The organism is Arthrobacter sp. CP30 (genome assembly GCF_053470025.1).
On the sequence record NZ_JBQEMM010000002.1, the window covers coordinates 201,892 to 226,518 of the forward strand.

At 65.7% G+C, this 24,627-nt stretch carries 25 protein-coding genes; 10 read left to right on the forward strand and 15 right to left on the reverse strand.

The window, feature by feature from the left end; translation table 11 throughout:
- Positions 1-53 precede the first annotated feature (53 nt).
- Genes ACTIMO_RS04285 through ACTIMO_RS04295 form a run of 3 tightly spaced genes read right to left on the reverse strand, consistent with a single transcriptional unit; the run spans position 54 to position 3,337 of the window.
- Complete coding sequence (locus ACTIMO_RS04285; protein WP_448181577.1) at positions 54-1,406, reverse strand: ABC transporter substrate-binding protein; 1,353 nt, start codon at positions 1,404-1,406, stop codon at positions 54-56.
- A 51-nt stretch (positions 1,407-1,457) separates the two neighbouring features.
- Positions 1,458-2,396: a carbohydrate ABC transporter permease gene (locus ACTIMO_RS04290; protein WP_448181578.1), complete on the reverse strand. Its 939-nt coding sequence runs from the start codon at positions 2,394-2,396 to the stop codon at positions 1,458-1,460.
- Positions 2,397-2,398: 2 nt separating this feature from the next.
- Complete coding sequence (locus ACTIMO_RS04295; RefSeq protein WP_055765734.1) at positions 2,399-3,337, reverse strand: carbohydrate ABC transporter permease; 939 nt, start codon at positions 3,335-3,337, stop codon at positions 2,399-2,401.
- Positions 3,338-3,426: 89 nt separating this feature from the next.
- Here ACTIMO_RS04295 and ACTIMO_RS04300 point away from each other — a divergent pair, with 89 nt between their 5' ends.
- Complete coding sequence (locus ACTIMO_RS04300) at positions 3,427-4,461, forward strand: LacI family DNA-binding transcriptional regulator (protein ID WP_448181579.1); 1,035 nt, start codon at positions 3,427-3,429, stop codon at positions 4,459-4,461.
- A gap of 94 nt (positions 4,462-4,555) precedes the next feature.
- Here the strand turns inward: ACTIMO_RS04300 and ACTIMO_RS04305 are convergent, their stop codons facing one another.
- The 4 genes from ACTIMO_RS04305 to ACTIMO_RS04320 all read right to left on the reverse strand — a co-directional run bounded on the left by ACTIMO_RS04305 (position 4,556) and on the right by ACTIMO_RS04320 (position 7,228).
- Positions 4,556-5,431, reverse strand: a complete 876-nt coding sequence (locus ACTIMO_RS04305) for a TPM domain-containing protein (protein WP_448181580.1) — start codon at positions 5,429-5,431, stop codon at positions 4,556-4,558.
- A gap of 281 nt (positions 5,432-5,712) precedes the next feature.
- Positions 5,713-6,006: a hypothetical protein gene (locus ACTIMO_RS04310; RefSeq protein ID WP_152817101.1), complete on the reverse strand. Its 294-nt coding sequence runs from the start codon at positions 6,004-6,006 to the stop codon at positions 5,713-5,715.
- A gap of 464 nt (positions 6,007-6,470) precedes the next feature.
- The gene (locus tag ACTIMO_RS04315) at positions 6,471-6,863 is read right to left on the reverse strand and encodes a hypothetical protein (protein ID WP_448181581.1); all 393 of its coding nucleotides are present in this window, start codon (positions 6,861-6,863) and stop codon (positions 6,471-6,473) included.
- A 155-nt stretch (positions 6,864-7,018) separates the two neighbouring features.
- Positions 7,019-7,228 carry a DUF4177 domain-containing protein gene (locus ACTIMO_RS04320; RefSeq protein ID WP_448181582.1) on the reverse strand — a complete coding sequence of 70 codons (210 nt, stop codon included), beginning with the start codon at positions 7,226-7,228 and terminating at the stop codon, positions 7,019-7,021.
- 229 nt (positions 7,229-7,457) lie between these two features.
- On the opposite strand from ACTIMO_RS04320, the gene ACTIMO_RS04325 reads away from it, so the two are divergent.
- The 5 genes from ACTIMO_RS04325 (at position 7,458) to ACTIMO_RS04345 (ending at position 11,605) form a co-directional block, all read left to right on the forward strand.
- Positions 7,458-8,021, forward strand: a complete 564-nt coding sequence (locus ACTIMO_RS04325) for an RNA polymerase sigma factor (RefSeq protein WP_448181583.1) — start codon at positions 7,458-7,460, stop codon at positions 8,019-8,021.
- Positions 8,011-8,841, forward strand: coding sequence for a hypothetical protein (locus ACTIMO_RS04330; RefSeq protein ID WP_448181584.1), 831 nt, complete (start codon positions 8,011-8,013; stop codon positions 8,839-8,841). Before ACTIMO_RS04325 ends, ACTIMO_RS04330 begins: the two co-directional genes overlap by 11 nt.
- A 487-nt stretch (positions 8,842-9,328) precedes the next feature.
- Entirely contained in the window at positions 9,329-9,724 is a 396-nt protein-coding gene (locus ACTIMO_RS04335; RefSeq protein WP_448181585.1) for a hypothetical protein, read from the forward strand.
- 187 nt (positions 9,725-9,911) lie between these two features.
- Positions 9,912-10,367 (forward strand): hypothetical protein, encoded by a 456-nt coding sequence (locus tag ACTIMO_RS04340; RefSeq protein ID WP_448181586.1) that lies wholly within the window; start codon positions 9,912-9,914, stop codon positions 10,365-10,367.
- A gap of 731 nt (positions 10,368-11,098) precedes the next feature.
- Positions 11,099-11,605 (forward strand): GNAT family N-acetyltransferase, encoded by a 507-nt coding sequence (locus tag ACTIMO_RS04345; RefSeq protein WP_448181587.1) that lies wholly within the window; start codon positions 11,099-11,101, stop codon positions 11,603-11,605.
- A gap of 43 nt (positions 11,606-11,648) precedes the next feature.
- On the opposite strand, the gene ACTIMO_RS04350 is transcribed toward ACTIMO_RS04345, so the two are convergent.
- Both ACTIMO_RS04350 and ACTIMO_RS04355 read right to left on the reverse strand, forming a co-directional pair.
- Positions 11,649-12,173 carry a GNAT family N-acetyltransferase gene (locus ACTIMO_RS04350; RefSeq protein WP_448181588.1) on the reverse strand — a complete coding sequence of 175 codons (525 nt, stop codon included), beginning with the start codon at positions 12,171-12,173 and terminating at the stop codon, positions 11,649-11,651.
- 95 nt (positions 12,174-12,268) lie between these two features.
- On the reverse strand, positions 12,269-12,730 hold the full coding sequence (locus ACTIMO_RS04355; protein WP_448181589.1) for a hypothetical protein: 462 nt from the start codon (positions 12,728-12,730) through the stop codon (positions 12,269-12,271).
- Positions 12,731-13,275: 545 nt separating this feature from the next.
- On the opposite strand from ACTIMO_RS04355, the gene ACTIMO_RS04360 reads away from it, so the two are divergent.
- From ACTIMO_RS04360 to ACTIMO_RS04370, 3 genes are all read left to right on the forward strand, one after another.
- Positions 13,276-14,355, forward strand: a complete 1,080-nt coding sequence (locus ACTIMO_RS04360; protein ID WP_055765719.1) for a TerC family protein — start codon at positions 13,276-13,278, stop codon at positions 14,353-14,355.
- Positions 14,356-14,609: 254 nt separating this feature from the next.
- Positions 14,610-15,530 (forward strand): NADP-dependent oxidoreductase, encoded by a 921-nt coding sequence (locus ACTIMO_RS04365; protein ID WP_448181700.1) that lies wholly within the window; start codon positions 14,610-14,612, stop codon positions 15,528-15,530.
- Positions 15,531-15,667: 137 nt separating this feature from the next.
- Complete coding sequence (locus ACTIMO_RS04370) at positions 15,668-16,654, forward strand: extracellular catalytic domain type 1 short-chain-length polyhydroxyalkanoate depolymerase (protein ID WP_448181590.1); 987 nt, start codon at positions 15,668-15,670, stop codon at positions 16,652-16,654.
- A gap of 66 nt (positions 16,655-16,720) precedes the next feature.
- On the opposite strand, the gene ACTIMO_RS04375 is transcribed toward ACTIMO_RS04370, so the two are convergent.
- Positions 16,721-19,057, reverse strand: a complete 2,337-nt coding sequence (locus ACTIMO_RS04375; RefSeq protein ID WP_448181591.1) for a chromosome segregation ATPase — start codon at positions 19,055-19,057, stop codon at positions 16,721-16,723.
- A 263-nt stretch (positions 19,058-19,320) separates the two neighbouring features.
- Between ACTIMO_RS04375 and ACTIMO_RS04380 the strand changes: the two genes are divergently transcribed.
- Complete coding sequence (locus ACTIMO_RS04380) at positions 19,321-19,527, forward strand: hypothetical protein (RefSeq protein WP_448181592.1); 207 nt, start codon at positions 19,321-19,323, stop codon at positions 19,525-19,527.
- Between the two features lie 74 nt (positions 19,528-19,601).
- Here ACTIMO_RS04380 and ACTIMO_RS04385 read toward each other — a convergent pair whose 3' ends face one another.
- The 5 genes from ACTIMO_RS04385 to ACTIMO_RS04405 form a co-directional block, all read right to left on the reverse strand.
- A complete protein-coding gene (locus ACTIMO_RS04385) occupies positions 19,602-20,576 on the reverse strand; it encodes a class I mannose-6-phosphate isomerase (RefSeq protein ID WP_448181593.1) in 975 nt (324 codons plus the stop codon).
- Positions 20,573-21,772 (reverse strand): ADP-dependent glucokinase/phosphofructokinase, encoded by a 1,200-nt coding sequence (locus tag ACTIMO_RS04390; RefSeq protein ID WP_448181594.1) that lies wholly within the window; start codon positions 21,770-21,772, stop codon positions 20,573-20,575. The genes ACTIMO_RS04385 and ACTIMO_RS04390 overlap by 4 nt, the downstream gene beginning before the upstream one ends.
- A gap of 115 nt (positions 21,773-21,887) precedes the next feature.
- Entirely contained in the window at positions 21,888-22,751 is an 864-nt protein-coding gene (locus ACTIMO_RS04395) for a ketose-bisphosphate aldolase (protein WP_448181595.1), read from the reverse strand.
- Between the two features lie 44 nt (positions 22,752-22,795).
- Positions 22,796-23,641, reverse strand: coding sequence for a carbohydrate ABC transporter permease (locus ACTIMO_RS04400; protein ID WP_055765693.1), 846 nt, complete (start codon positions 23,639-23,641; stop codon positions 22,796-22,798).
- Between the two features lies 1 nt (position 23,642).
- Positions 23,643-24,569 carry a carbohydrate ABC transporter permease gene (locus ACTIMO_RS04405; RefSeq protein ID WP_152816012.1) on the reverse strand — a complete coding sequence of 309 codons (927 nt, stop codon included), beginning with the start codon at positions 24,567-24,569 and terminating at the stop codon, positions 23,643-23,645.
- Between the last annotated feature and the right edge of the window lie 58 nt (positions 24,570-24,627).

Consider the following 24,627-nt stretch of genomic DNA (forward strand, 5'->3'; position numbering starts at 1 on the left):
ACCGGGCGGGTGCGCGCGAGCTCCCGCCCGGCCCGGGTCCGATGAAGCAGGGACTACTCCGAGACGGTGAAGCCCTGCTCGTTGCCGTACTTGACGCTGGCGTCCTGCCAGTTCTTCAGGCCCTCGGACAGCGGGGTGTCCGAGACGTAGGCCTGGCCGGCGGTGTCGTTGAAGATGCTGTTCGCGTAGACCTGGAAGGGCAGGTAGGACCAGCCCTCGGGGACGTTCTGCGCGGATTCGGCGAAGATCTCGTTGGCCTTCTGGCCGCCGAAGTACTCGAACTCGGTGTTGAGGAACTCCTCGGACTGGAGCTGCGCGGACGTCGCCGGGAAGGCGCCGCCGTCGATCCTGGTCTGGACGCCGTCGCCCACGTTGGCGTAGTCGAGGAAGGCGTACGCGAGGGCGCCCTGCTCACTGGCAGCAGGGATGGTCAGCGAGGAGCCGCCGTTCTCCGCGCTCGCGGTCTGGCCCTCTTCCCACTGGGGGAGCGGCGCGGCACGCCACTGGCCTGCGGCCTGGGGGATGCCGGAGGTGAAGTTGCCGGGCATCCAGGCGCCGGTGGAGAGGGTGGCGATGGTGCCGTTGCCGAGGCCCTGGTACCACTCGTCGCTCCAGGAGCTGATGGGGGCCAGGAGCTCCTCGTCGAGGAGCTGCTGCCAGGTCTCGGCGAACTTCGTGGAGCCCTCGTCGGAGAAGTTGACGGTGACGTCCGTACCGTCCACCTGGTAGGGCTGGCCGCCGGCCTGCCAGATGAGGCTGGTGGCGAAGCCGGCGTCTCCCGTGTCATTGGCGATGTACACGTTGGGGTCCGCCTCGTGCAGCGTGCGGGCGGCCTCGACGTACTCCTCCCACGTGGTGGGGACCTCGACGCCGTACTTCTCGAACACGTCCGTGTTGTAGAAGAGGGCCATGGGCCCGGAGTCCATGGGCAGGCCGTAGATGCCCTCGTTGGCCTGGACGGAGCTCCACGGGCCGGGGCTGAAGGTGTCCTGGAGATCGACGGCGCCGTAGCCGGTGAGGTCCTTCACGGACTCGGCCAGGGCGAACTGGGGTAGTGCGTAGTACTCGACCTGCGCGACGTCGGGCACGCCCGAGCCGGCGGCGATCGCGTTCTGCAGCGCCGTGTACTGGTCGTTGCCGGTGCCGGCGTTCACGAGGTCGATGTTGACGTTCGGGTACTCCGCCTCGAAGTCCTCCACGACCTTCTCGAGGGTGGGCTCCCAGGCCCAGACGGTGAGGTCGCCACCGGTCTCGAGGGCTGCCTGGACGTCGTCCGCGCTGACCTCTTCGGGTGCAGCGCCACCGGCGTCGTTGCCGCCGCCGCCACCGCAGGCGGAGAGGGTCAGGGCGGCCGCGAGGGCCAGGGCCGAGCCGCGGAGCACGGCCGGGGAGATTCTGCTCTTCATGGGGTTCCTTTTCACTTCATCGTTTTCGGAAGGGGGTGTTCGGGAGGGGTTCTACTCTTTGACCGCGCCGGCGCTCAGGCCGGACTGCCAGAAGCGCTGCAGCAGCAGGAACGCCGCGATCAGCGGAATGATGGTGAGGAGGGAGCCGGTGATCACGAGGTTGAAGATCGCCTCGCCGCCGGCGGTGGACGCCTGGTTGTTCCAGGCGTTGAGGCCCAGGGTCAGCGGGTACCAGTCCGGGTCCTTGAGCATGATCAGCGGCAGGAAGTAGTTGTTCCAGGTGGCCACCATGGTGAACAGCAGCACCGTGACGATGCCCGGTCCCAGCAGCGGCAGGGAGATCTGGAAGAACGTGCGGAACTCGCCGGCGCCGTCCATGCGCGCCGATTCCAGCAGCTCGGTGGGGATGGCCTCGGAGGCGAACGTCCACATCAGGTACAGCCCGAACGGGGAAATCAGCGAGGGGATGATCACCGCCCACGGCGTGTTCGTCAGGCCCATCTGGCTGAACATCAGGAAGGTGGGGACCGCCAGGGCGGTGCCGGGGACGGCCACCGCGCCGAGGACGACGGCGAACACGGCCTTCTTGCCGGGGAACGTGAACTTCGCGAGGGCGTACCCGCCGAGGACGGCGAGGAAGGTGGCTCCGCCGGCGCCCGCCACCACGTACAGCACGGTGTTGAGGAACCAGCGGCCGAAGATGCCGTCGTCGTACGTGACGGTGTCGCCGATGTTGCTGAACAGCGCGAAGTCCCCGCTGAACCAGAGGCCGAAGGAGCTGAACAGGCTCTCCTGCGTCTTCGAGGAGTTGATGACGAGCCAGACGAGCGGGACGAGGCTGTAGACGAGGACGATCCCGGTGAGGACGGTCAGCAGGATGCTGCGCTTCGGGGTGTCGACGCTGCGGCGCGAGCTCTTCATGCGCACGTAGCCGGGCCTGGTGGTCCGCTTGTCGCTGCGGGGGCGGGTGGGTTCGACGGCGACGCTCATGGTCAGCCCTCCTTCCGCATGCCGCGCAGCTGCACGGCGTAGGCGATGACCATGGTGATGATGCCCATGACGATCGCCACGGTGGCGGAGTAGTTGTACTGCTGGCCGGAGAAGCTCAGCGAGTAGGCGTACAGGTTGGGGGTGAAGTACGTGGAGATGGAGTTCGGCGCGAGGCTCTGCAGGATCGCGGGCTCGTTGAAGAGCTGGAAGCTGCCGATCACCGAGAAGATGGCGGCCACCACCATGGCACCGCGGATGGCGGGCAGCTTAATGGCGGTGACGAGGCGGAACTGGCTGGCGCCGTCGATCTCCGCGGCCTCGTACAGGGACTTCGGGATGACGCTGAGCGCCGAGTAGAAGATCAGCATGTTGTAGCCGATGAACTCCCACGTGACGATGTTGCCGATCGAGGCGAGGATCAGGTCCGGGTTCAGCGGGTTGGGGATGTTGGTGCCGAGCGCCTCGTTGATGTTGCCCACCAGGCCGAACCGCGTGCCGTACATGAAGCCCCACATGAGGCTGGCGACGACGGCGGGGACCGCGTAGGGCAGGAAGATCGAGATGCGGAAGAAGGATTTGCCATAGAGGCGGCCGCTGTCCAGGGCCAGGGCCACCAGCATGGCGATCAGGAGCATCACCGGGACCTGCACCGCGAGGAACAGGACCACCCGGATGAGCGAGGACCAGAACTGGGAGTCCTGCAGCACCTGGGCGTAGTTGGCGAGGCCCACGAAGCCGTTGCCGCCTACCAGCTGGTTGCGGAAGAAGCTCAGGTAGATCGAGTAGGCGATGGGTGCGAGGAACACGAGCGCGAAGACCGCCATGAACGGGCCGATGAACAGCCAGCCGGACCAGGAGCTCTTCTGGCCGCGCTTCTGCGCTCGTTTCGCGGGCTTCGGCTGCGTGCCGAGCGCGGCGGGTGGGGGTGACGCCGTCGTCATGTTGGTCCTTGTCCTCGATCGATGTTTGCGTAAACACCAGCGTGCGCTCTTCTCGATGTTTACGCAAACATTGTTGTTACGATGGTCACATGTCCACCACGCCGCGTCAACACTCCATCCGGGATGACCGGCGTGTGTCCATGTCCGATGTCGCCCGGCTGGCCGGTGTCTCGGCGCAGACGGTGTCGCGGGTGTCCAACGGCAGCGCGGGGGTCATCGACGCGACGCGGCAGCAGGTCATCGCGGCCATGAACGAGCTCGGCTACCGCCCCAACAGTGCGGCGCGGGCCCTGAAGCGGGGGAGCTTCCGGACCATCGGCGTCATCCTGTTCACGCTCTCGACCACCGGGAACGTCCGCACGCTCGAGGCCATCGCGGCCCGGGCCGCGGAGGAGGACTACGCCATCACGCTGATCCCCGTGGCTGCGCCCACGCAGGCCGGCGTGCGGGGTGCGTTCTCGCGGCTGAACGAACTGGCGGTGGACGGCATCATCGTGATCATGGAGGTCCACCTGCTCGACGCCGCCACGGTGTCCCTGCCGCCGGGCGTCCACGCCGTGGTGGTGGACTCCGATGCCAGTGACGGCTTCAGCGTGATCGACACGGACCAGGCCGACGGCGCCCGGAAGGCCGTGGAGCACCTGCTGGACCTGGGGCACTCGACGGTGTGGCACGTGGCGGGGCCGTCGGCGTCCTTCGCGTCTGAGCGGCGCGTGAACGCGTGGCGGTCGGTGCTCTCATCCCGGGGGTGCGCTGAACCTGCGTTGCTGCGGGGGGACTGGTCGGCGGACTCGGGCTACCTCGCGGGCCTGACCTTGGCCGCGTCCGACTGCACCGCGGTGTTCGTGGCGAACGACCAGATGGCGCTGGGAGTGCTGCGAGCCTTCCACGAGAAGGGCATCCGGGTACCGGAGGACGTCTCGATCGTGGGCTTCGACGACATCCCGGACAGCACCTCCTTCAGCCCGCCCCTGACCACCGTGCACCAGGATTTCGCCGAGGTGGGCCGGCGCTGCGTGGACAAGGTGCTGAAGCAGATGCGGGAGAACTCGACGGAGCCGGGGCTTGACCTCGTGCCGACGCGGCTCGTGGTGCGGGATAGCACCGCGGCACGCCTGGGCTGACCGACGGGCCTTTGCCCGGATCTGCATCAGCGCTGCCCACCCTCGCCTGCACCTCCACCATGTGTGGGTTGGCTTCCTGGTCGGGGCCGCCGGGTCAATAGCTCCCCGATGACCCGCCGCCGCTGAAGCCCCCGCCCCCGTTGAAGGACGACCCTGAGGCGTTGGTCCCGCTGCCACCGGAGTAGAGCGCCGGGTTGGCGGCGTAGAGGGGAAGCCACACGGCCGGGTTGGAGACGGCGTCGTCACCGCAGTGGCTGTACCGGTATTTCCGGTATGCATCGCGCTGCTCCTCGGTCAGGCGCAGGTCCGGGTAGGCGTCCTCAGCCGAGCGGATCTCCTCGTCGGCCTCGCGGCGACGGCGTCGGGAGTGTGCGACCCCCCACCACATCAAGGCTCCGATGAAGACGGCCATACCACCGGCCACTGCTGCGAGGAGACCCCAGTCGAACGGCTCCTTCACCGGATCCTGGCCCTGGGCGTAGCCATAGATCTGGCCGACGGCCTCCGTCAGACCCCGGGCGTACTCCTCGTCCGCGAAGGCCGGTTCGAGGACGTCCTCGATGACCTGCTCGGCGTTGTCGTCGGAGAAGGTTTCACGGGCACCGTCGGCGGTCTCGATGCGCAGTTCGCGCTCCCCGGTGTCCGCGACCACGAGCACGCCGTTGTCTTCGCCGTCGTCGCCCACACCCCACTCCGTAGCGACGGACCGGGCGTAGTCCTCGATCGAGCCACTCGCGTCCTCCACGGTCAGGATGGCCACGCGTGCGGCGTCGGTGCGGGCGTTCTGCTCGTCGATGAGTGCATTGAGCTCCTGCTCCTGAGCAGCGGTCAGGACGTCGGCTGCGTCGAGCACATTGCCATCGGCCGGGGGCTCCGGAACCGCTGCCGTGCCGCCAGCACCGCAGCCCGTGAGGGCGATCAACAGGAGGGAGACGCTCGCGGCGGCGACGGCTGCGCGGTGGTTCGTCATGGCTGCTCCCCTGCATCGACGGTGGCGCGGGGCCGGTCGTGGGGTCCCGCTCACGGACAGTCTAGGGGCCGCCTCCAGCGTGTGGTGGGTTGCCGGTGCGAGTCAGAGACGGGCTACCAGGGTCTCGTGCTCGTCTGGTCCGAGGTTTTCAGAGCTAGGGCGAAGACCATCGCACGAGGCACCAAGGTCCAAGCGCGTTGCGCGGCGAACGGGTTTCGCCCTCCTTGACGGCTGTCCCATTTGAGGATCCGCTTGTGCGATGCACACCGATGGCGGTGTAATCAGCCCGGGGTGTCTTGGGTGGTTTCGGTAATGCTGATTGCCCACTGCTGACCGGTCTCGCCCTCGACCTCCACAGAAAACTCTCCCTCTATGGAGCGGGTATCGAACACGTTCCGCAGGCCCTCACCTTCCGGGTCGACCTGACACGGTGCCGTGAAGCTGCCGAGGCTTGAGGCCTGGACGTCTACTGTTCCAGTACCCCTGCAGCCGACGTACACGGCGATCGCAGGTGCCTCCGTCGAGAGCGGCCCGAGCGCATTGGTCCCTTCCTGCTCATCCAGAAAGCCGAGCACCGTCTCATTCGCCGGCTGGTACGCCAGTATCGGGCCCGGCGTCGGTGTTGTGGCTGCAGGCGTCGGCGCTACGGCTTGACTCGGTGCGCTGGCCTCAACTGTGGAAGGAGTCGTTTGATCGGGTGCCGGGGACGAGGACGTACATCCGCACAGCGCGAGGAGGCTGCCGATCAGGATGGTTGAGGCCGTACGGCACATACTGCTACCCCCACGTACTTCGGTATTCTCTGACGATGTTCCTCGAACTGTAGAGGACGGGGTAGAAGGATTGCTGATAGCTGAGGCCTCATTTCCCATCAATACAAACCACGAAGCGGAACGACTCCCCACAGGGCGCTAAGGGATGGGCTCGAGGAGTCGCTTCACGTCTCACACATACATCCGTTCAGCCATCCGCTCACAGTAGAGCCATCGGTCTCAAGTTGGCCGCCCCATATGACGATCGGTCTGCGGGACGCCTCGTACTATGGCACTCGCTTGCCGTCATAGCCGTGTATCAAGCCGAGCCGGGCGAGCGAGGTATAGGGCGGGTACCAGTCGATGGACTGCCCAGATAGCCACTCTTTCAGTTCTTCGAGAGTGGCGAACCAGGGGTCCGGGTCGTCGTCACCGGGGCCGGCCAACGCATCATCGGTGATGAAGTAGTCGGCGGCGAAGTCGAAGTCCTTCGGTTCATACGATCGGTTCAGGTCAGCCTCGCCATAAACGTGAATGAGAAGATCGTGACCGATATAGGGGCCGCTGATCACTTTGCCGGCGAACTCACGCCGCCCGGCGACGAGTCCTTCCCAGGACGGTCCATAGCCGTAGTCAGGGATCGGTTGGGCTTCCAGCTCCAGCAGACGGGCTTTCCGCATGCGCCACTCCCTGCTGAGCTTCAACTTCAGCTCCCACCATCTCCACATCGCTCAAGTATGAGGCGTTAGCGGTGACGAAGGATGAGTTATGAGCGGCCATTTCCCGCTGAGGGATCTCTCAACGGGCGTCCCGCTGAGGGATCAGATAAAGCGCTCTATGCAAGACTCTCGAACACCATCGTCGCTTGAATGCGGTCACCGCCACCGAGTCCTTTGCTCCCGCTGCTCGAGGTGGTGATGGTGTGGAGCCGGTAGCCCTTCGCGGTTTGATCGTTGATGGACTTCTCCAGCGAAGTCAGGTTGCCTGATCCAGTTCCGAGCAGCTTTTCTTTGAGGATTACCTGTAAGACGACGTAGTGCGGCATTGAATGAGATCCTCCCGTTGCTGGCTAATTGGGGCCATGCTACTCGGTGTGGCGGGCGCTTCCCGTGGGCAGAGTAGTGACACCACGAGATTTCAACCCGCCCGCAAGCCGATCCCTTAGCGTGATCCGTGGCGGGCATCGTTCGTCGTTGCGTCCTAGATCTCGACGGTGATTCTTAAATAGTTCGAGAACTGGGGAACCTTTTGACTGGCTGCGGACACTACAGAGTATGAGCGTCAGTGATGAAGAGGTGTGGGTCGAGGTACTGGCAGGTAGGGGACACGCGTTCGGAGAGGTCTTCGACCGTCATCGCACCCGCCTTTACCGGCACTCCCGTGGTCTGGCCTCGTCGTGGTCCGACGCAGACGACATCGTTGCTGTGACGTTCCTGGAGGCTTGGCGCAAACGCGACGACATCCGCTTCGTAGGCGGGTCGATGCTGCCCTGGCTCCTTCGAACGGCGACGTTCACAGCGAGCAACCTGGCCCGAGCCTCGCGGCGCCACAAAGCCGCGCTCCAACGCCTTCCCCCGGGAGACACACAACCGGATCACGCGGAGCAGTTCGACGACGGCGAAGCAGTAACAGCCCTCAGGAAGCTCTCCTCAATCGACCAGCAAATCCTCACACTATGCGTCCTCGAGGGTATCAGCGTGGAAGACGCCGCCCGGGTCATGGGCGTCCGCCCAGGCACGATCAAGTCCCGTCTCTCACGAGCCACAGCGCGACTGCGGGAGTCCCTCAGCGAACCAACCACAGCACTGCGACCGGAAGGTGCGACCCATGTCCTCTGAACTGCCTTCATCCACTCGCGATGCAGAGCTACGACACATGCTCGTCGCGACCGCCTCAGCTGCCCCCATCCGTCCTCGACGCCGCTGGAGGGTCGCCGCCCCGATCGCCGCCTTCGCCCTTGCAGGAGCAGTGACGGGAACGGTGTCTGCCACCGCACTGAATGCAACGAACGCACCGCAGGATGACGCACCCGTCTCCATGGACAACTCAGTCGCCATGTTCGTGCACGACGACACGCAGCTCATCGGCGAGCCGGTACAGGTCAGCGGACAAGACGAAACCGCCATCCCACTCGGAGCGAAACCAGAAGGCGCAACCGAACTAGCCGTCATCCTCCGCTGCCAAGGCGCCGGCACCTTCAACGTCTTCATCGACGGTCAACCCAAGGTGACCGTTGTGTGTGACGAGGACTCGAACGCCACTGCGGGTGGCGGGAGCTACTTCACCGTGGAGGACAGGCCCACCCACGCAGTAACGGTCGATGCCGGTGATGGAGAGCAATACGCGGTCTGGGCTTCCTGGGCCGCTCGCGCCGTTCCTCCTGCACCATCGTCCAAACAGACAGAAGCGATAGCCGATGGTGAGGTCACCGAAGCGGAGTACCACGCACAATTCGACCGTTACTCCGAGTGCATGACCGCCGCCGGCTACCCCCTAGGATCGATCAACAAATCCGACACGGTCATCACCTACAACAACTCCGGCGCTGCCGTCACCTCGGGTGATGAAGGCCGCTGCTACGCCGAACACTTCTCGCAGGTCGACATGGCTTGGCAAAGCGACCACGCCCCACAGACAATCATCGAACAAGCACGCTGAAGGATCCTGCAACGTGCGGGCGGGCTGGGTCTCGGTTCTATCCGTTTTCGCGTCCAGGTAGCGGAGTCCCGTCGAGGAAAGCCTCGTAAGCTTCGCGTGCATCTTCTTCCACCGTAGGCTGCTGAGAACTGTATCGGCCATCCGTCCGGTCCCGCTTCGGCCCTGATACCCAGTATTCGTCGCCTGAGTCGACATCGTAGAAGTTTGAGTCGAAGTTCGCTCGAGCGGTTCCCGTTACTCGGTGCAGCGTGCGTCCCTGGAAATACACAGTGCGCCAGGTCTTACTGAACTGGACTCGCGAGATCCAAGCCGGGCCTCTATCTGTGCCGAAGCCGGTCTTGAGTTGGACGTACACGATGCGTTCATTCACTCGCTCAGAGTAGCCATACTCAACGGAGACCTTACGGAAGCGGATCCGTGACGCACTGCTGATTTTGGTGTCTGCTTGTACGACGCCGCTTCATGAAGGCGGAGGAGAGATGGCGGTATGACGAATGTTCTAAGTCTCACCGAGCGACATGTCCCCGGGACCATCTGGGTCAAGGGCGGGTTGTTTCGTCGCGGGCATACGGAGGAGACCGTCGAGGTGCACTTGGACTTCGTGATTGACGGTAAGAACTTGCGTGACTGGATTCAGGAGTGGGAGGAAGAGGACACAGCCCCGGAGGAGGTGTCTCTTCTCATTGCTGCGCAGCCCAAGCTTGCGGCGGAGCAGATTGATCGGCTTTTGGGGCGCCGTGCCCATCAGTACTGGGATCGAGGCTGGCTACTGTTCTGCCTCTGCTGGGACGAGGGCTGCGGCGGAGTGACAGTCGAGATTCGTCGTGCTGGCGGAAAGGTCTATTGGTCACATTTGGGGCTGGAACAACTCCTACGAGTCTGAGACGGACTACATCGAGAACGCGACTGACTTCGTGTTTGATGAGCTCCAGTACGAGCAGGTGCTATTAGAAGCGCGTGCTCAGCTTGTCGGAGAAGAACTGACCTGACCTGGGTGAGTGTAGGGCCACCCCCGCCCCGCAGCAGGATCCCTCAGCGGGTGGCCGTCAGCGGTCGGGGATCATGGTGATATGCCCATCAAGGTTGCCGATGTATACGAGGAAGCCACCTACCGTCCGTTTCCGGAATGGATCGTTGAGGAAGAGGACAAGCGCGTCTTCTCTGGAGCGTCCTTCGGTCTGTCGGGCGACGCGTGGGCCACCGTCTTCTCAGCGCAGCTAGTTCTCGAAGACCGGCTCCTCGCGGGCCTCTCCAAGCGACTCGGTCGCTTCAGCCACCTTCTGCCGCCTGTTACGAACCTGATTGCCGATGAACTTTGGCTAAGGGTCTGTTCCCCGACTTTCGAGGACACAGACCAACGCTTCGTCCGTGGAGACCAACATCTGGCTCTTGTGCAAGACCGCTTTGATCGCGTTGGAGTCGAGGACTACTTCCGCGGCAGAGTAACCGACGTCGAAGATCGTCGATTGCCGGCGGCGTTCACCAGGCTTCAGCGATACTTCTACGTGGTGGACCCCATGGACTGAAGGAGTTCGGTAACGGATTACCCTGCGGGTGACCTGACCGTTTAGTCAGCTGTGGCGGTTCGTGTTTCCACTGTCCTGTAGGCGTAGCCGTCCTGTTCGACGGTCTCCCATCCGAAGTCAACGGCGCTACCTGGGGGCAGGGTTCGGTAGCCGTCGACTGAGACGCAGCTGAAGTGAGTCCAGCACCCTCCGGGCGTGGCTGGAGAGTCGATAACTCCCCAGCCGTCCTCGTCGTTCCAAAATCGGACAACACCTCGCGTACTCATTGAGCCAGTCTAGAACTGGAAATACGCCGGACAGCAGGAGCCATGATCAGCGAATGAAGCGCGATGAGCGATCCTTGAGTGGGCGCCTTCGAAGTGATGTTTGTGGGTGCGGAAGGGGCCTTCGCGTTGGCTCCGATCCTCAGGACCCAGCCGACCAAGTGTCCGTGATGCCTGCGGCGTTCCCGCACGCTGGACACAGTGTGGTGCATGGCGCTCCCGACCTCCGCCAATCCACTTCCGCAATCTGAGGGGTACCGCACGGAAACTTGGTCGATCCGTGTCACGCGGCGTGACCGACCCCGTGCACGGCTGGGATCGGCAATAGCCCTCAGGGATCGCTGTATCGGCTTCCGCACTTCGGGAAGGTGGGAGACGGGTTGTACTTCGTCCTTCTGGCTGTCCCGGACAGGGATCGGCATACGGTCCGCCGTCCACCGATGAGATCCTTCGGTAACGTTTTGTTTCATGATCAACCTGCCAGTGCCGCCTGCGCTGTCTCGTCCATCAACGACGGTCAAGACGTCGTACCTTATCGGCGAGCAAGCTGACACGTTGCACCGGGGATCGGACACGGCTTGGCTGCAGGCGGCAAGTCGCGACTTCGATGGGTTCGTGGCAGACAGAGTGGGCATACGACAAAGGTGGGGCGTTCCTTCTGAGCTGTTCTGGTTCACCTCCGGTGAGTACTACATCGGCTCCCTTGTCATCCGTCACCAGTTGACCGGCGACGAGGGCGGCGGCCATATCGGCTATCACGTCGTCTACCCGTGGCAGCGCAAGGGCCATGCCACCCAGATGCTTCGGGATGCTCTCCTAAAATGTTCGGCTCTAGGGATTAAAAGTGCCCTCCTGACGATTGCTCCTGAGAACGCCGCTTCACTTGTGGTGATGCGCCGCAATGGAGGAGTTGCTGATGGAAAAAACGGCGAAGGTGAGCTTCGCTTTTGGATCGACACATCGTCCGTAAGCTAATCAAGCTGTGAGCCGATCCATAACCGAACACCGTTCGGCAGGGTCAGTGGCTGTACTCGGTGTGTTCCCACAGCAACTCGTCATCGACTACGACCGAGGTCAGCGTGAGACCGAGGCGGTGGGCGATACGTGCTGAGGCGTCGTGGTCCGGGTGGATGAGAGCCCTGATCCTCCTGACGTGTTGATCGAGGAGCCAGGCGAGCATGGTCCTAGAGGCTTCGGTGGCGAACCCCTGGTTCTGCTCTGATGGGGTGACAAGCCACGCGACGTCCGCCACAAGACCGTCGTCGTCCATTGTGAGAGTGGCCTGCACATACCCGATCGCAGCTCCCGTTTCCTTCGTGCGGATGACCCAGTTCAACCATCCCGCGTCACCGGTAGGAGACTGGCCGCCGGACTGACGTTGATAACGGGCGCAAAGATCATCGTCAGTGGGCGGTTCGCCACCGGTGAAGGTGTAAAGCTCGGGTGCGGCCAGAACCGGGACCATTTCGGTCGCGTGTTGAGGTTCCAACGGTTCGAGAGTGAGCCGGAACGTCTCGAGCTGGGCCGCGCGGAGCCAGGGCATGAAGCACATCGTTCCACAGCACTCCACGTCAGCCCGTATGCCTATTGTCGACCGTGCACAGTCGAAGATCCTTGTGCGGAGGTTTGAGGCGCCAGCTAGTTCAGGGTGTCGCTGCGTGACCTGGCGTCATTTTCGGCGGCGGCCGGTCGTGCCACGGGCAGCGCGATGGTGTAGGCCAGTGAGGTGAGAAGGAGGGCTACGAGGCCCAGAAGCATCAGCCCAATTCCACCAATGTCTCCCACGGACGCTTCCGCCGACCTGAACGAAAACAGGTAGATCCCGTTCGCTACGAGAACTGGGATGCTGGCTATCGCCAGGAGCTTGGTCCCAATCTTCAGGAGGCTTCGGCGGCACCCTGTCGCCCGGCCGACCAACAGGAATGCTACTGAGACGCACAAGATGAGAATTGTCGACCCAATGTGCGACACCGTGAAGAAAAATTGTGGGTTAGAAGCTGTGTCGAAGATAAGGCCGAGGTTGGTCGCAAAGAGGTAGGCAGAGATGAACGACAGTGTCAGGGCAGTCAAGCCTGGTAGGACTCGAAGCGCGGTTGTCATGGCTCACTGTCGCACAGGGCGTGAGGCTCAGCGAGGCGCGGCAAGTACCGATAGTTGATGAGCCTGACAGGTACGTCGACGGCGGTGACGTGGACCCCACGAAACCACGAAGCAGACGCGTCTCATTTGTTGATCAACGAGTCGATGTCAGCGCCCGTAAGCCGGTCCTCCATTGGGACATCTTCCGCTAGGAGAATCGATTAGACACGTTCCGCACTGAGCCTGACGTGGTCGATTCCCGTAAGACCCGCCCGAGAAAATGCCCGATGAAGGTACCCTAACTGGGACAGGTGTCGCCGGTCTTTGGCCTCCCAGTCATCTGCAGGTCAGGGGGGGGGCACCGGATGCTGAGCTGCTCAGCCGGCTCGGGGGAACAAGCACGCCACTTCATGCGTTAGCATCGATGTATCAAGGGGAGTACTCCCGTCTGTGATCGGCCCGTCAATACGGATGCACTGAAGCATCCCGGGCCCATCGGTTCCGGTTTGTCCGGGCGGAGGAGACCTTGGCGACCATCCGACGCCGACCCCCTTTGGAGTACCTCCGTGGACATCTCTCCCACAATCTGGCTGATCACCATCGCGGTGACCATCGCCTTCTTTGTCTATGAATTCTTCGCGCACGTGCGCACGCCCCACGAACCGACCATCGGTGAATCAGCCCGCTGGTCCGCCTTCTACATAGGCCTTGCCCTCCTCTTCGGTGTGGTGATCGGCCAGGTGTGGGGCTGGGACTTCGGCGGTGAGTACTACGCCGGGTACTTGACCGAGAAGGCACTCTCGATCGACAACCTCTTCGTGTTCCTGATCGTCATGACCGGCTTCGCGGTTCCGAAGAAGTACCAGCAGAAGGTGCTGATGATCGGCATCATCATCGCGCTGATCCTCCGCGGAGCGTTCATCGCGATCGGCGCCGGCCTGATCGAGAACTTCTCCTGGATCTTCTACATCTTCGGCGCGCTGCTCCTCTTCCTCGCCTACAAGCAGGCCTTCGGCAGCCACGACTCCAACCCGGCCGACGGCAAGTTCATGCAGCTGGTCCGGCGCGTGCTCCCCGTCACGGACGAGTACCACGAGGACAAGCTCACCGTGAAGAAGGACGGCAAGCGCTGGGTCACGCCCATGCTGCTCACCATCATCGCGATCGGCTTCGTGGACCTGATCTTCGCCGTCGACTCCATCCCCGCGATCTACGGCCTCACCGAACAGGCGTACATCGTGTTCACGGCCAACGCCTTCGCTCTCATGGGCCTCCGCCAGCTGTACTTCCTCATCGGCGGCCTGCTGGAACGCCTCGTCTACCTGGCGCAGGGCCTCGCCGTGATCCTCGCCTTCATCGGTGTGAAGCTCGTGTTCCACGCCCTGCACGTCAACGAACTGCCCTTCATCAACGGCGGCGAGCCGCTCCTCTGGGTGCCCGAGATCCCCATCTCCGTGTCGCTGCTCTTCATCCTGGCGACCATCACCGTGGCCACCATCGCGAGCCTCATCAAGACCCGGGGCGACGCGGCGAAGAAGGACCGCGACGAGGTCGAGGGCGAGCCCGTCATCGCCGCCGACGCCGAGGGCACGGACATCGAGTCCGGGCGCGACGACGACAAGAGCACGGCAACCAGCCGGAAGTAACCCCGCTCGATGACGAGACGTCCCGGTCCCCTGACGCAGGGGGCCGGGACGTCTCGCGTGATCTAGGTGGAATTCTTCGTGCCGGATCCCGGTTCTGGAGAGCAGAGGTTTGAGCTCGACGGCGCGGGCGCCGACCGCCTGAAGGTGGTAGGCAATCGCACCGACGGAGCCACCCTCTCGTCCTGATCGCCGGGACCGCACCGTCCCCGGCAGCACCGAACACCGCAACCTGGAGTTGATGCGCTATCAAAGCAATCGGAGTCACCGAATTCGGCGGACCGGACGCCCTAACCGTCCACGACCTTCCCGAGCCGCACCCGGGCGAGAAGGAAGTTCGCATCCGCGTAAGGGCAGCCGCGGTCAGCCCGACGGACACGAATGTCCGCACGGGCGCCTATGACATGAGCCAGTCCGAGCCGCCCTACCTACCCGGCATGGATGCTGCCGGCGTCATCGATGAAGTAGGGCGCGGCAGTGCGTGGAAGGTCGGTGACGAGGTCATGGCCATCGCGCTGCCTCTGGGGGAGCACGGCGGTGCGTACGCCGAACACCTCGTGGCTGCCGATGATTCGATCGCTCGGATCCCTACCACCAGCACGCTCGAGGAGGCAGCCACCATTCCCATGAACGGGCTCACTGCCGTACAGGTCCTCGAGTTCGCCGCTCTCACGCCCGGGCAGGTCATCGCCGTCACGGGCGCAGCCGGGACGCTCGGCAATTACACGATCCAGCTCGCCAAGCAGCAGGGCCTGACGGTCATCGCGGACGCGGCACCCAAGGATCGCGAGTTGGTGCAGAGCCTCGGCGCCGATCACATCCTCGACCGCGGTGAGAACCTCGCCGGTCGCGTCCGGGAGGTTTTCCCGGACGGCGTCGACGCGATCGCCGACACAGCGCTGCTGCACGACGACGTCGTGCCGGCCCTCCGCGACGGTGGGGTCTTCATCTCCGTGCGCGGCTGGAAGGGTGAACCGACCCGCGACATCCGCTTCGAGGCTGCGTGGGTGTTCGACGAGTACCACTCGCAGGCAAAGCTCGACTCCCTGCGGCAGGCCGTCGAGGACGGCGTGCTGACCCCGCGCGTGGCAGACACCCTCCCCGCCGAGCAGGCGCCTGAGGCCCACCGGCGCCTCGAGGCGGGCGGCGTCCGCGGCCGGTTGGTGCTGACGTTCTAGCGGAGCCCTCACGAGGAACGCCCCCGAGCCGAGAGCTCGGGGGCGTTCCTGTCTCCTGCCGGCATGGCACATTCGTAGGGGCGCGAGCCCTGCTGCTTGGCATACTGGGCGGATCACCCTCGACGAAGAGAGCAACGATGCCCCGCACCCTGCCTGCCCTGGCCCTCGCCGGTTTTGTCCTGACCGCCTCGCTCGCGGCGGTCGCACCCGCCCACGCCGCACCGGGACAGGGGAGAGCGCCCTCGCCGGCATCGGCCTGCGCCCTTGACGACGGGCGCACCACGCTGACCATCCCGTCGGGCGGACTGGACCGCACCGTCGTCGTGCATGTCCCGGAGTCCGCGGGCACGCGGGCAGCGCCCCTGGTCCTCGATCTCCACGGCAGCAACAGCACACCGGCGGAGCAGCTGACGCGGTCGCAGCTGGACCGCACGGCGGACCGCGAGGGCTTCATCGTCGCCGCACCGCAGGGCGCCCTCCCGGCAGCGGCGGGCTTCGTCTGGAACGTGCCGTACACCGCGACGGACGTCGCGGAAGCGCCCGACGACGAGGCCTTCCTCCAGGACGTCATCGACACGCTCGTCGACACGGGCTGCGTGGACGAGCGCCGCGTGTACGCGGCGGGCTATTCGGGCGGCGGGCGCATGGTGTCCCAGTTCGCGTGCGACAACCCGACGGCGGTGGCGGCGATCGCGCCCGTCGCCGGCCTGCGGGCGGGTGCACCGCTCGCCGTCGACGGCGGTCTCGCGCCCGATCCGGCAACCTGCGCGCCGGGCGACGGCGTCCCGGTCATCACGTTCAACGGCACCACAGACCCGGTCAACCCGTTCGCCGGGGGAGGAGCGGCGTACTGGGGGTACGGGGCACTCGCGGCGTCCGAGCGCTGGGCGGACCTCAACGGCTGCCACACGGTGAAGGAATCACGCGTCAGTGAGAACGTCACACTGACCGACCACCGCGGCTGCCCCGGCAACGCCGCAGTCCGCCAGTACGTCATCGCCGGGGGAGGGCACACCTGGCCCGGCGGCAATGCTGCCGCGTTCCCGGGAGCGGGCGTGACGACCACGGAGATCAGCGCGAACGACCTCATGTGGGACTTCTTCGAGCAGCGTCGCACCCGCTGACACGCAGGGAGGGCTCCGGGACACCTGGTCCCGTAGCCCTCCCTGACGAGCATGTGCTGCGGTAGGTCAGGCGACGCAGCCACCGAGCGCGATCTGCCCGTCGATGGCCTTGATCTGGCCCTGAACCGCCCCGAGCCTGTCCTCGAGCGCGTTGACAGTGGCCTTCTGCGTGGTGATGGCCGTCTTGTTCGCCTTCTTCTGCGCCTCGAGTGTGCGCAGGACGGTCTGTGCGTCGGTCACCTGCTTGTCGAGGGTGGTGAGCTGGCTCTGCAGGGACGTGAGCTGGGCTTCGGTGGCGCTGATCTCACCGTTCAGTCCATCCAGTTGCGCGAGGAGCGGAGCAACGCGGCCCTGCAGCGTCAGGACCTCCGCCTCCTTGCCGGCGATGCTCGAGTTCAGCGCGGCCAGCGCGCCCACCAGGCGATCCATCTCGGTGTTGAGGGCGACGATCTCCGCCTGCTTGTCCGTCACTGCCTTCGCCGCGCTGTCGGCAGCTGCCTGCAGGGTGGGCAGACGGTCCTGCAGCCCGCTGAGCTCGGTCGACTTGGTGGCGACGGCGCTCGTTGCCGACGCCAGCCGGGCTTCCGCTCCGGAGAGGTCGGTGCGCAGCCCGGACAGGACGTCCTTCTGGGTGGTGATGGAGGCCTCGGCGGCGGCGACGCCGTCGGTCAGGCCGGGCAGCGCTGCGACGAGATCGGCGACCACCTGCTCCTGGTCCGCTACAGCGTCACGGGCTTCGTCGGCAGCCGTGACGAGGGCCGGCAGCTGACCCTGAAGGGTGGTCACGTTCGCCTGCTGGGCAGCGACCAGGGCCTTCGCGTCGGCCAGCGCGGTCTGCAGCGCCGGCAGCTGGGACTTCAGGGTTGCCACATCGGCGTCCTTCGTCGCGACGGCGGTATTCGCGGCGGTCAGCGTGGCCTGCAGTTGTGCTGCCTGCAGCTGGAGGGCGCTACTCTCGCCTTGCTTCGCCAGCAGCTGTGCGTTGAGGCTGTCCACCTGGGTCTTGAGGGTCGTGAGGTCGCCCTGCAGGCCGGAGATCTGGGTGCGCTTGTCCGCGATCTGCGTGTTCACGGCGGCCAGGTCGGCCTGCTTCAGCGAGCGCTGATCCATCAGCGACTTCCTGAGGTTCGAGTTGTTTCCTTTGATCTCGCTGATCCTGGTCGTGAGATCGGCGATGTCGGAGTCGAGAGTCGTCTTTTGCACCTGAAGCGCCGTCAGTTGCGTCTCCGCCGTCGTCAGGGCGGTCTGCTTCGTCGTGATCTCACTGTTCTTCGCCGTGATGTCCTTCTTCAGCTGCGTGATCTGCCCGGTCACGGTGCCCTGGATTGCGGTGTTCGCGGTGACGGCGTCGGCAGCTTTCGTGGCGTCGGCCCGGAGCGTGACGAGGGCGGCCTCGGCGGCAGTGACGGCCGTCGTCTGCGCGGTGACGGCATCCCCGGCGCGGGTGGCCGCCGTCTGAAGGGTTTCGAGGTCGGCCTGTGCGTTCGAGACGGCCGTGTTCTTCGCCGTCACTGCTGCCGCCGCTGCCGTGGCGGCGGTCTGCCGTGCAGTGAGGTCGTCCTCGGCCTGGGCGATGTCGGTCCGCAGTGCGTCGAGCTCCGCCTGCGCCGTGGTGCCGGCGGCGACGAGCTGTCCGAGGAGATCCTCGCCTTCCGCGACAGCCGTCCGGGCGGCAGCGACGGCGTCGGCTGCTTCCCGGGCCGTCGCGGTGAGCCCGGCCAGTTCACCCGTCGCCGTCGTGATGGCGTCGTTCTGGCGGGCTGCATCGCCGGCGGTTCGGGTCACGGTGGCTTCGAGGCCTGCCAGTTCTTCGGACGCACGACGCACGACCTCACGCTGCGCGTCGACCTGCGCAGTCGCCGCGGATGCCTGGTTCCGGAGATCGGCCGCTGCCGCCTCGGCCGCCGTCAGCTGCGCCTGGATCGGTGCGAGAGCCGCGACGGCTGCAGCCTGCTCAACCTTCAGGTCGGCGAGCTGGGTGTTCGTCGTCGCGATGGTCCGCGTCACGGCTTCCTGCTCCGCGACGACGGTTGCTTCGGCGGCCCGGGCTGTGGTGAGGGCCGTGGCGAGGCGTGCATCCTCGGCTTCGAGGGCTGCGAGCGCTTTGGTCGCGTCGTCGATCTGGGTCTTCAGGGAGGTAGCGCTCGCCTGGAGTGCCGCCTTGTCCGCCTGCAGCCTGGCGATGATGTCGGCGTTCTTCTTCGCTGCGGCCTTGAGGAGGTTCTCCTGCACCATTCCACGGTGCGCCAACTGGTTCACCACGCCGTTGCAGATGCCCGACGTCGGACCGGTGGCGGCCGAGGCCTGCGGGGCCAGGAAGAGGGCGCCGCCGAGGAGCCCCGGCAGGAGGACGGCAGTGGCGAGGCGGCGGGAGAGAGGGGATGCGGCGAGACTGGTACGCACGGGTGCTCCTGAATGAGTGAGGGCAGCCACGTCGCCGCCTCCCCAAAGGTAGGGAGCGCCTGCAGATCCGAATACAGTGGCGCGTACGTCAGTCAGCGGCCCCGCTACTCGCGTTCTTGTTCCCAGCTACCTGTCAGGGAGTGCTCAGCGGTTACGGTCCGCTGTCCTCGGTGGCTGCCAGGGTTGTTACTGCAATCACGGCTGAGTACCGTGAAGAGCGAGGACTGAAGTGGCACTGCCACCTGCTTCTGAGGGGGACGATCATGAGCAACACAACACCTCGGGCGTTTCTCGCGCTCTTCATCGGACTGTTCATCGCGGGCGCCGCGCTGGTGCTTTCGCTCCCGGCGGTCTTCGGGCCGCATGAGCCCTACCAGGCCTGGCTGGCCATGATCCTGGGAGGCGTGACCGCGGTCCTCGCTGTCGCCGTGATCCTGATGCGTCCACCGAGACGCGGCGTGAACCACTAGATCATCGAAGGGGCCCTGCGCACTCCCTGCAGGGACCCTTCCCCACGTCAGGGCCGCCCCCGCTCGCGCCGAGGTCAGGGGGCCGGAGGCCGCGCGATGAGGAGCTCGCCCCTGCCGTCGAGGTCGATCGGGCCCTCCCCGGCCGGTACCAGCCACGTGCTGCCGCGCGGGGCTTCCCGGCCGGACAGGGTCACCGGTCCGTCACTGACCACCAGCACCGCGAAGCCCGGATCGAGCCGCGCGGGGCCGTCGACGGGCCGGCGCTCCAGCCGGAAGAACGCGTCCGCGCCGGACGGGAAGGCGGAGCCCGACAGCGGTGACGGGCGCACCAGCCCTCCGAGCGCTTCGCGGGGCAGCGCCGTCCGGTCGACCGCCGTGAGAGCCACGCCGAAGCCGAGGCCCAGATGCCCGTCCGCCGTTCCGTCGAGGGCGAAGTCCCGCCATTCCAGCAGGATCGAGAGGTCCTCCGGCTGCTGCAGTTCGAGCAGCAGCACGCCCTCGCCGATGGCATGCAGCACCCCCGGCGGGACGAACACCACATCGCCGGGGGCCACGTCCACCGGGTGCAGCAGGCCGAGGAGCGCATCGACGTCCTGCGCCTCCACGAGGGCCGCCAGGTCGTGTTCGCCGACGCTCCGCGCCAGTCCGAGGTGCACGGTGCCGCCGGTGAGGATGTACCAGGCCTCGGCCTTGCCATGGCGGTGGCCGAGGTGCTCCGCGGCGAAAGCATCGTCGGGATGCGCGTGGACCGGGAGCCGCTGACCGGCGTCGAGCAGTTTGACCAGGAGCCGCACGTCCCCGCCCCAGCGCGCCGCGTGGTCCGATCCCAGCCAATACCCGGGATCGGCCGTGACGGCGTCCCGGAGGAGCCGGCCGTCGGCGAGGCGCCTCAGTCCGAGGCCCTGCTCACCGAAGATCGTGGTGGTGGACCCGATCCAGTCCTCGGGCTCGAATGCTGCGTCCGACGCCTCGCCGCGGAAGGACGAGATCTGCGCCCCGCCGCGGTAGAAGCGCTCGGGCGGGCGGTTGGACGGCAGGCGTTCGATCATGGTTGCGGTTCCGGCACGGGTGCGTGGACCACCAGGAAGCCACCCACGAAGCTGTCACCGAGCCCGATGGTGGTGGGCGTCGCGGTGTCGATGCGGAAGGCGGGCACTCCCGCCGCTCCGGTGATCATCCGCTCCACGCCCTCCACCACGTCCTCGCCGCGCGCGCTGCGCGAGAGGAGCGCCGTCGCCTCGAAGTCGGACTCCGTGAAGCCGTCGCCCAGGCGGAAGCGGGTGGCCGCCATCTGCACGGCGCTGGCCACCGCGTCGCGGTGCCCGGCGGCGGCCGGGCCCACGGCGATGGCCCAGTGCTGCGTGTGCACCAGCAGGGCAGGGACCGGGATGAGGCGATGCGCCGCGAGGAGCGCGGCGGCGACATCGGCCGGGTCCAGCAGGTCCACGGGCCGGTCCACGTACTCCTGCAGTTCGTCCTCGTTCATCCCGTACACGTCGATGCGCTGGAGCAGGTGCGCCCAGATGCGTTCGGCGAACCGCCTCACGTAGAAACCCGCGTCCTCGTAGTACACGAGGGCGTCGGGCGGCAGGTGCTCCAGGGCGGCGTCGAGGTCGGTGAGCCGGCGTTCGAGCAGGGCCTCGTCCTGCATGGTGTTGAATCCCGAGACCAGGAAGGCCCTCGCCTCGGTGAGGGCGTCCCCCAGTTCGGGGGCGATGGCCATGCTGCGGTTCGGCGGATCATTGGCGAAGATCAGGCGGTTCGACGACGGCGAGACGATCTCGCCGTCGTCGAACCGGATGACGGTGCCGGGTGGGTACTGCACGATCAGATGCGGGTCCAGGGTGTCCCCGGTGGCCGAGCTGACCCAGGAGATGGACGCCGGCATGAGCCGGCGCACGTGGTCGTCGATGCTGACGAGGTGCTGGACGCTGGGGATGCCGAGCCGGTCCAGGGCGATCCCGGCCCGGACCCCCGTGCCGCCCAGCGTGATCTCCGTGGTGAAGCGGTCCGCGAACTGCTTGACCACCTCGGAGGACTCCACGAAGCGCTCGCCACCGGCGCCGTCGAGCACGAAGGCGAGGATGGTGACCACCAGGGAGCGTTCGTCCACGATCGGTGCCATGGTGGTGAGCTCCGCGCGCCGGATCCCGTACTGCACGGCCAGCGCGCCGAGGACCTCCGCGTCCCAGCGCACCTCGTAGTCGACGGTTCCGCCGAGTCCGAGGACGAGCGTGGTTCCCATGGCACCGATCCTTTCCTGCCGACCTGCGCCGGCGTCCGTCACCTCTGTCGACCCTCTGCCTGACCTTTGTCTGACCTCTGTCAGCCTCCTGCCAGCATGGTCCCGCGGGCAGGCCTCAGTACAGCTTGGCCTTGCCGTCCGCGCCGAAGAGGTCGATCTTCTCGGCTGCCGTGACCTTCAGGGCGGCGATGGCCTCGGGCTGGATGGCGTTCGGCTCGCGAAGGCGCTCGTCCGTGCCCAGGATGCGCCGCATGGCGTTGTGGTAGGAGACCTTGATGTCGCTGGAGATGTTGATCTTGTTGATGCCGAGGCTCACCGCACGCGCCAGCTCGCTGTCCGGGTTCGCCGAACCGCCATGCAGCACGAGGGGGATGCCCACGGCGGCCTTGATCTCCTCGAGGAGGTCGTGCCGCAGCTCCGGGTTCTTCTCCGCCGGGTACAGGCCGTGGGAGGTGCCGATGGCGATCGCCAGGCTGTCCACGCCGGTCTCCTTGACGAAGCGGACGGCGTCGTCGGTGTTCGTGTAGATGATCTCCGCCGCACCGGACTCGCCGTAGCTGTCATTGGCGCCGATGGTGCCGAGCTCGCCCTCCACCTGGATGCCCACGGCGTGCGCTGCCTCGACGACCTTGCGGGTCAGGGCCACGTTCTCGTCGAAGGGGAGCAGTGAGGCGTCGATCATCACGGAGGTGAAGCCGGCCTGGATGGCCGTGATCATCTGCTCGTAGGTTCCACCGTGGTCCCAGTGGATGGCCACCGGGACGCTGGAGCGGTGGGCGCGGCTGCGCATGGCTGCCACGAGGTCGGTGCGGATGTGGGAGACCTCGTCCGGGTGGATGGCGATGATGACCGGCGCCTCCTTCTCCTCGCTGATGTCCATGACGCCGTTGAACATGGCCCAGTCGCTGATGTTGAACGCGGGGATGGCGAAGGTGTGTTCGTTGGCGATGTCGAGGATGGACCTACCGGTGTACAGCACTGTGATTCTCCTTGTTTAGATGACGTGCGAGGGGTGGTGTGGGGTCAGCTCTTGACGGAGCCGGCGGTCAGGCCGCTGATGAAGAAGCGCTGCAGGACCAGGAAGAGGATCAGCACCGGGATGGACCCGAGGATGCTCATCGCCATGATCTGGTTCCACTCGTACGAGTGCTGGCCCATGAGCAGCTGGATGCCGATCGGGACGGTGCGCATCTCCGTGGTGCGTGTGAGCGTGAGGGCAAAGAGGTACTCGTTCCAGGCGATCATGAACGTGTAGATGCCGACCGAGACGATCCCGGGGATCGAGATGGGGACCAGCACGCGCCACAGGGCGGTGAGCGACCCGGCGCCGTCCACCCGGACGGCCTCGTCCAGCTCACGGGGCAGCGTGTTCATGTAGCCGGTCATCATGATGATCGCGTAGGGCAGCGTGAACACCATGTAGGTGAAGATCAGCCCCGGGTAGGTGTTGTAGAGGCCGAGGGCCACCACCAGGCCGAAGTACGGGATGAGCAGGGTGATGGGCGGGACGGCCTGCACGCTGATGATCACCACGTTCAGCACGCGCTTGCCGCGGAACTCGAAGCGGCTGAACGCGTAGGCGGCGTGGATGGCCACCAGCAGCGTCAGGATGGTGACGGCGCCGGCCACGAGGTAGCTGTTGAAGAAGAACCGCAGCGTCTCCGAGTTGGTGAGGATGGCGGCGTAGGCGTCGAACGAGAACGTGTCCGTGATGAGCCGGGGTGGCAGCTCGAAGATCTCGGTGTTGGACTTGAACGAGCTGGACAGCATCCAGAGCACGGGACCCGCGGCGAAGACGGCTCCGAGGACGAGTCCCGCCAGGACCCCGGATTTCGCCAGGAGGGTGCGGCGTTGCGTGGTGATCGCCATGTCAATCCCTTGCTTTCTGGTGGCGGACGTAGAGGACGGCCAGGACCAGCGACATCAGCAGGATCAGCACCGCGGCGGTCGCGGCGAGGGAGAAGTCGTAGTTGGCGAAGGCGAGCTTGTAGGTGTAGGTGCTGAGCATCTCGGTGACGTCGATGGGACCGCCGCCGGTGGTCAGCCAGATCAGCGCGAACTGCTGGGAGGTCCAGATCAGGTCCAGGAGCAGGAGGCTGATGATGATGGGGCGGAGCTGCGGGATGGTCACGTTCCAGAAGCGCTGCACCTGGCTGGCGCCGTCGATGCTCGCCGCCTCGTGGAGGTCTTGGGGGATGCCCTGCAGGCCCGCCAGGAGGCTGACCATGAAGAACGGATAGCCGGCCCAGATGTTGATGAAGGTCACCGTGCCGAGGGCGAGCTGCGGATCGGCGAGCCACTCCACGTCCGTGTTCAGCAGGAAGTTCACGATCCCGTTCGGGGACAGGAGCATGCGCCACAGGACGGCGATGACGGCCGCGGTGAACAGCCAGGGCAGCACGTACAGGGCCCGGAAGATGGCGCGGGAGGTGACGCTGATCAGCGGGCTGTTCAGCAGCATCGCGAAGGTGAGGCCGAGCACCAGGTGCACGGCGACGCTGACGGTGGAGAAGAAGACGGTGTTCCCGGTGGCCTTCCAGAAGGCCGGATCCGTCAGCACCGTGACGTAGTTGTCCGCGCCGGCGAACTCGGAGGACGACTTCAGGATCACGTTGTCCTGGAAGGAGTAGCCGATCACCATCACGATCGGGACGATCATGAGGACGAACAGCAGGATCAGGGTGGGGGCGAGGAAACCGTAGGACTCGCCGGCGCGGCGCAGCTGGCGGCGCTTGCGGGGAGGAGCTCCCTGGAGGAGCGTCTGGGGATCGGGTGGGGTGACGGTGCGGAGGCTCATGGGAGTGACCTTTGTGGGGGATCGGGCACCGCGCGGGGGCAGCGGTGCCCGATCCGGT

Excerpts from the sequence above, each read along its gene's own strand:
- ACTIMO_RS04285 (WP_448181577.1), bottom strand. The coding sequence starts at position 1,406 with ATGAAGAGCAGAATCTCCCCGGCCGTGCTCCGCGGCTCGGCCCTGGCC.
- ACTIMO_RS04290 (WP_448181578.1), bottom strand. The coding sequence starts at position 2,396 with ATGAGCGTCGCCGTCGAACCCACCCGCCCCCGCAGCGACAAGCGGACC.
- ACTIMO_RS04295 (WP_055765734.1), bottom strand. The coding sequence starts at position 3,337 with ATGACGACGGCGTCACCCCCACCCGCCGCGCTCGGCACGCAGCCGAAG.
- ACTIMO_RS04300 (WP_448181579.1), top strand. The coding sequence starts at position 3,427 with ATGTCCACCACGCCGCGTCAACACTCCATCCGGGATGACCGGCGTGTG.
- ACTIMO_RS04305 (WP_448181580.1), bottom strand. The coding sequence starts at position 5,431 with ATGACGAACCACCGCGCAGCCGTCGCCGCCGCGAGCGTCTCCCTCCTG.
- ACTIMO_RS04315 (WP_448181581.1), bottom strand. The coding sequence starts at position 6,863 with ATGCGGAAAGCCCGTCTGCTGGAGCTGGAAGCCCAACCGATCCCTGAC.
- ACTIMO_RS04320 (WP_448181582.1), bottom strand. The coding sequence starts at position 7,228 with ATGCCGCACTACGTCGTCTTACAGGTAATCCTCAAAGAAAAGCTGCTC.
- ACTIMO_RS04325 (WP_448181583.1), top strand. The coding sequence starts at position 7,458 with ATGAGCGTCAGTGATGAAGAGGTGTGGGTCGAGGTACTGGCAGGTAGG.
- ACTIMO_RS04330 (WP_448181584.1), top strand. The coding sequence starts at position 8,011 with ATGTCCTCTGAACTGCCTTCATCCACTCGCGATGCAGAGCTACGACAC.
- ACTIMO_RS04335 (WP_448181585.1), top strand. The coding sequence starts at position 9,329 with ATGACGAATGTTCTAAGTCTCACCGAGCGACATGTCCCCGGGACCATC.
- ACTIMO_RS04340 (WP_448181586.1), top strand. The coding sequence starts at position 9,912 with ATGCCCATCAAGGTTGCCGATGTATACGAGGAAGCCACCTACCGTCCG.
- ACTIMO_RS04345 (WP_448181587.1), top strand. The coding sequence starts at position 11,099 with ATGATCAACCTGCCAGTGCCGCCTGCGCTGTCTCGTCCATCAACGACG.
- ACTIMO_RS04350 (WP_448181588.1), bottom strand. The coding sequence starts at position 12,173 with ATGCCCTGGCTCCGCGCGGCCCAGCTCGAGACGTTCCGGCTCACTCTC.
- ACTIMO_RS04355 (WP_448181589.1), bottom strand. The coding sequence starts at position 12,730 with ATGACAACCGCGCTTCGAGTCCTACCAGGCTTGACTGCCCTGACACTG.
- ACTIMO_RS04370 (WP_448181590.1), top strand. The coding sequence starts at position 15,668 with ATGCCCCGCACCCTGCCTGCCCTGGCCCTCGCCGGTTTTGTCCTGACC.
- ACTIMO_RS04380 (WP_448181592.1), top strand. The coding sequence starts at position 19,321 with ATGAGCAACACAACACCTCGGGCGTTTCTCGCGCTCTTCATCGGACTG.
- ACTIMO_RS04385 (WP_448181593.1), bottom strand. The coding sequence starts at position 20,576 with ATGATCGAACGCCTGCCGTCCAACCGCCCGCCCGAGCGCTTCTACCGC.
- ACTIMO_RS04390 (WP_448181594.1), bottom strand. The coding sequence starts at position 21,772 with ATGGGAACCACGCTCGTCCTCGGACTCGGCGGAACCGTCGACTACGAG.
- ACTIMO_RS04400 (WP_055765693.1), bottom strand. The coding sequence starts at position 23,641 with ATGGCGATCACCACGCAACGCCGCACCCTCCTGGCGAAATCCGGGGTC.
- ACTIMO_RS04405 (WP_152816012.1), bottom strand. The coding sequence starts at position 24,569 with ATGAGCCTCCGCACCGTCACCCCACCCGATCCCCAGACGCTCCTCCAG.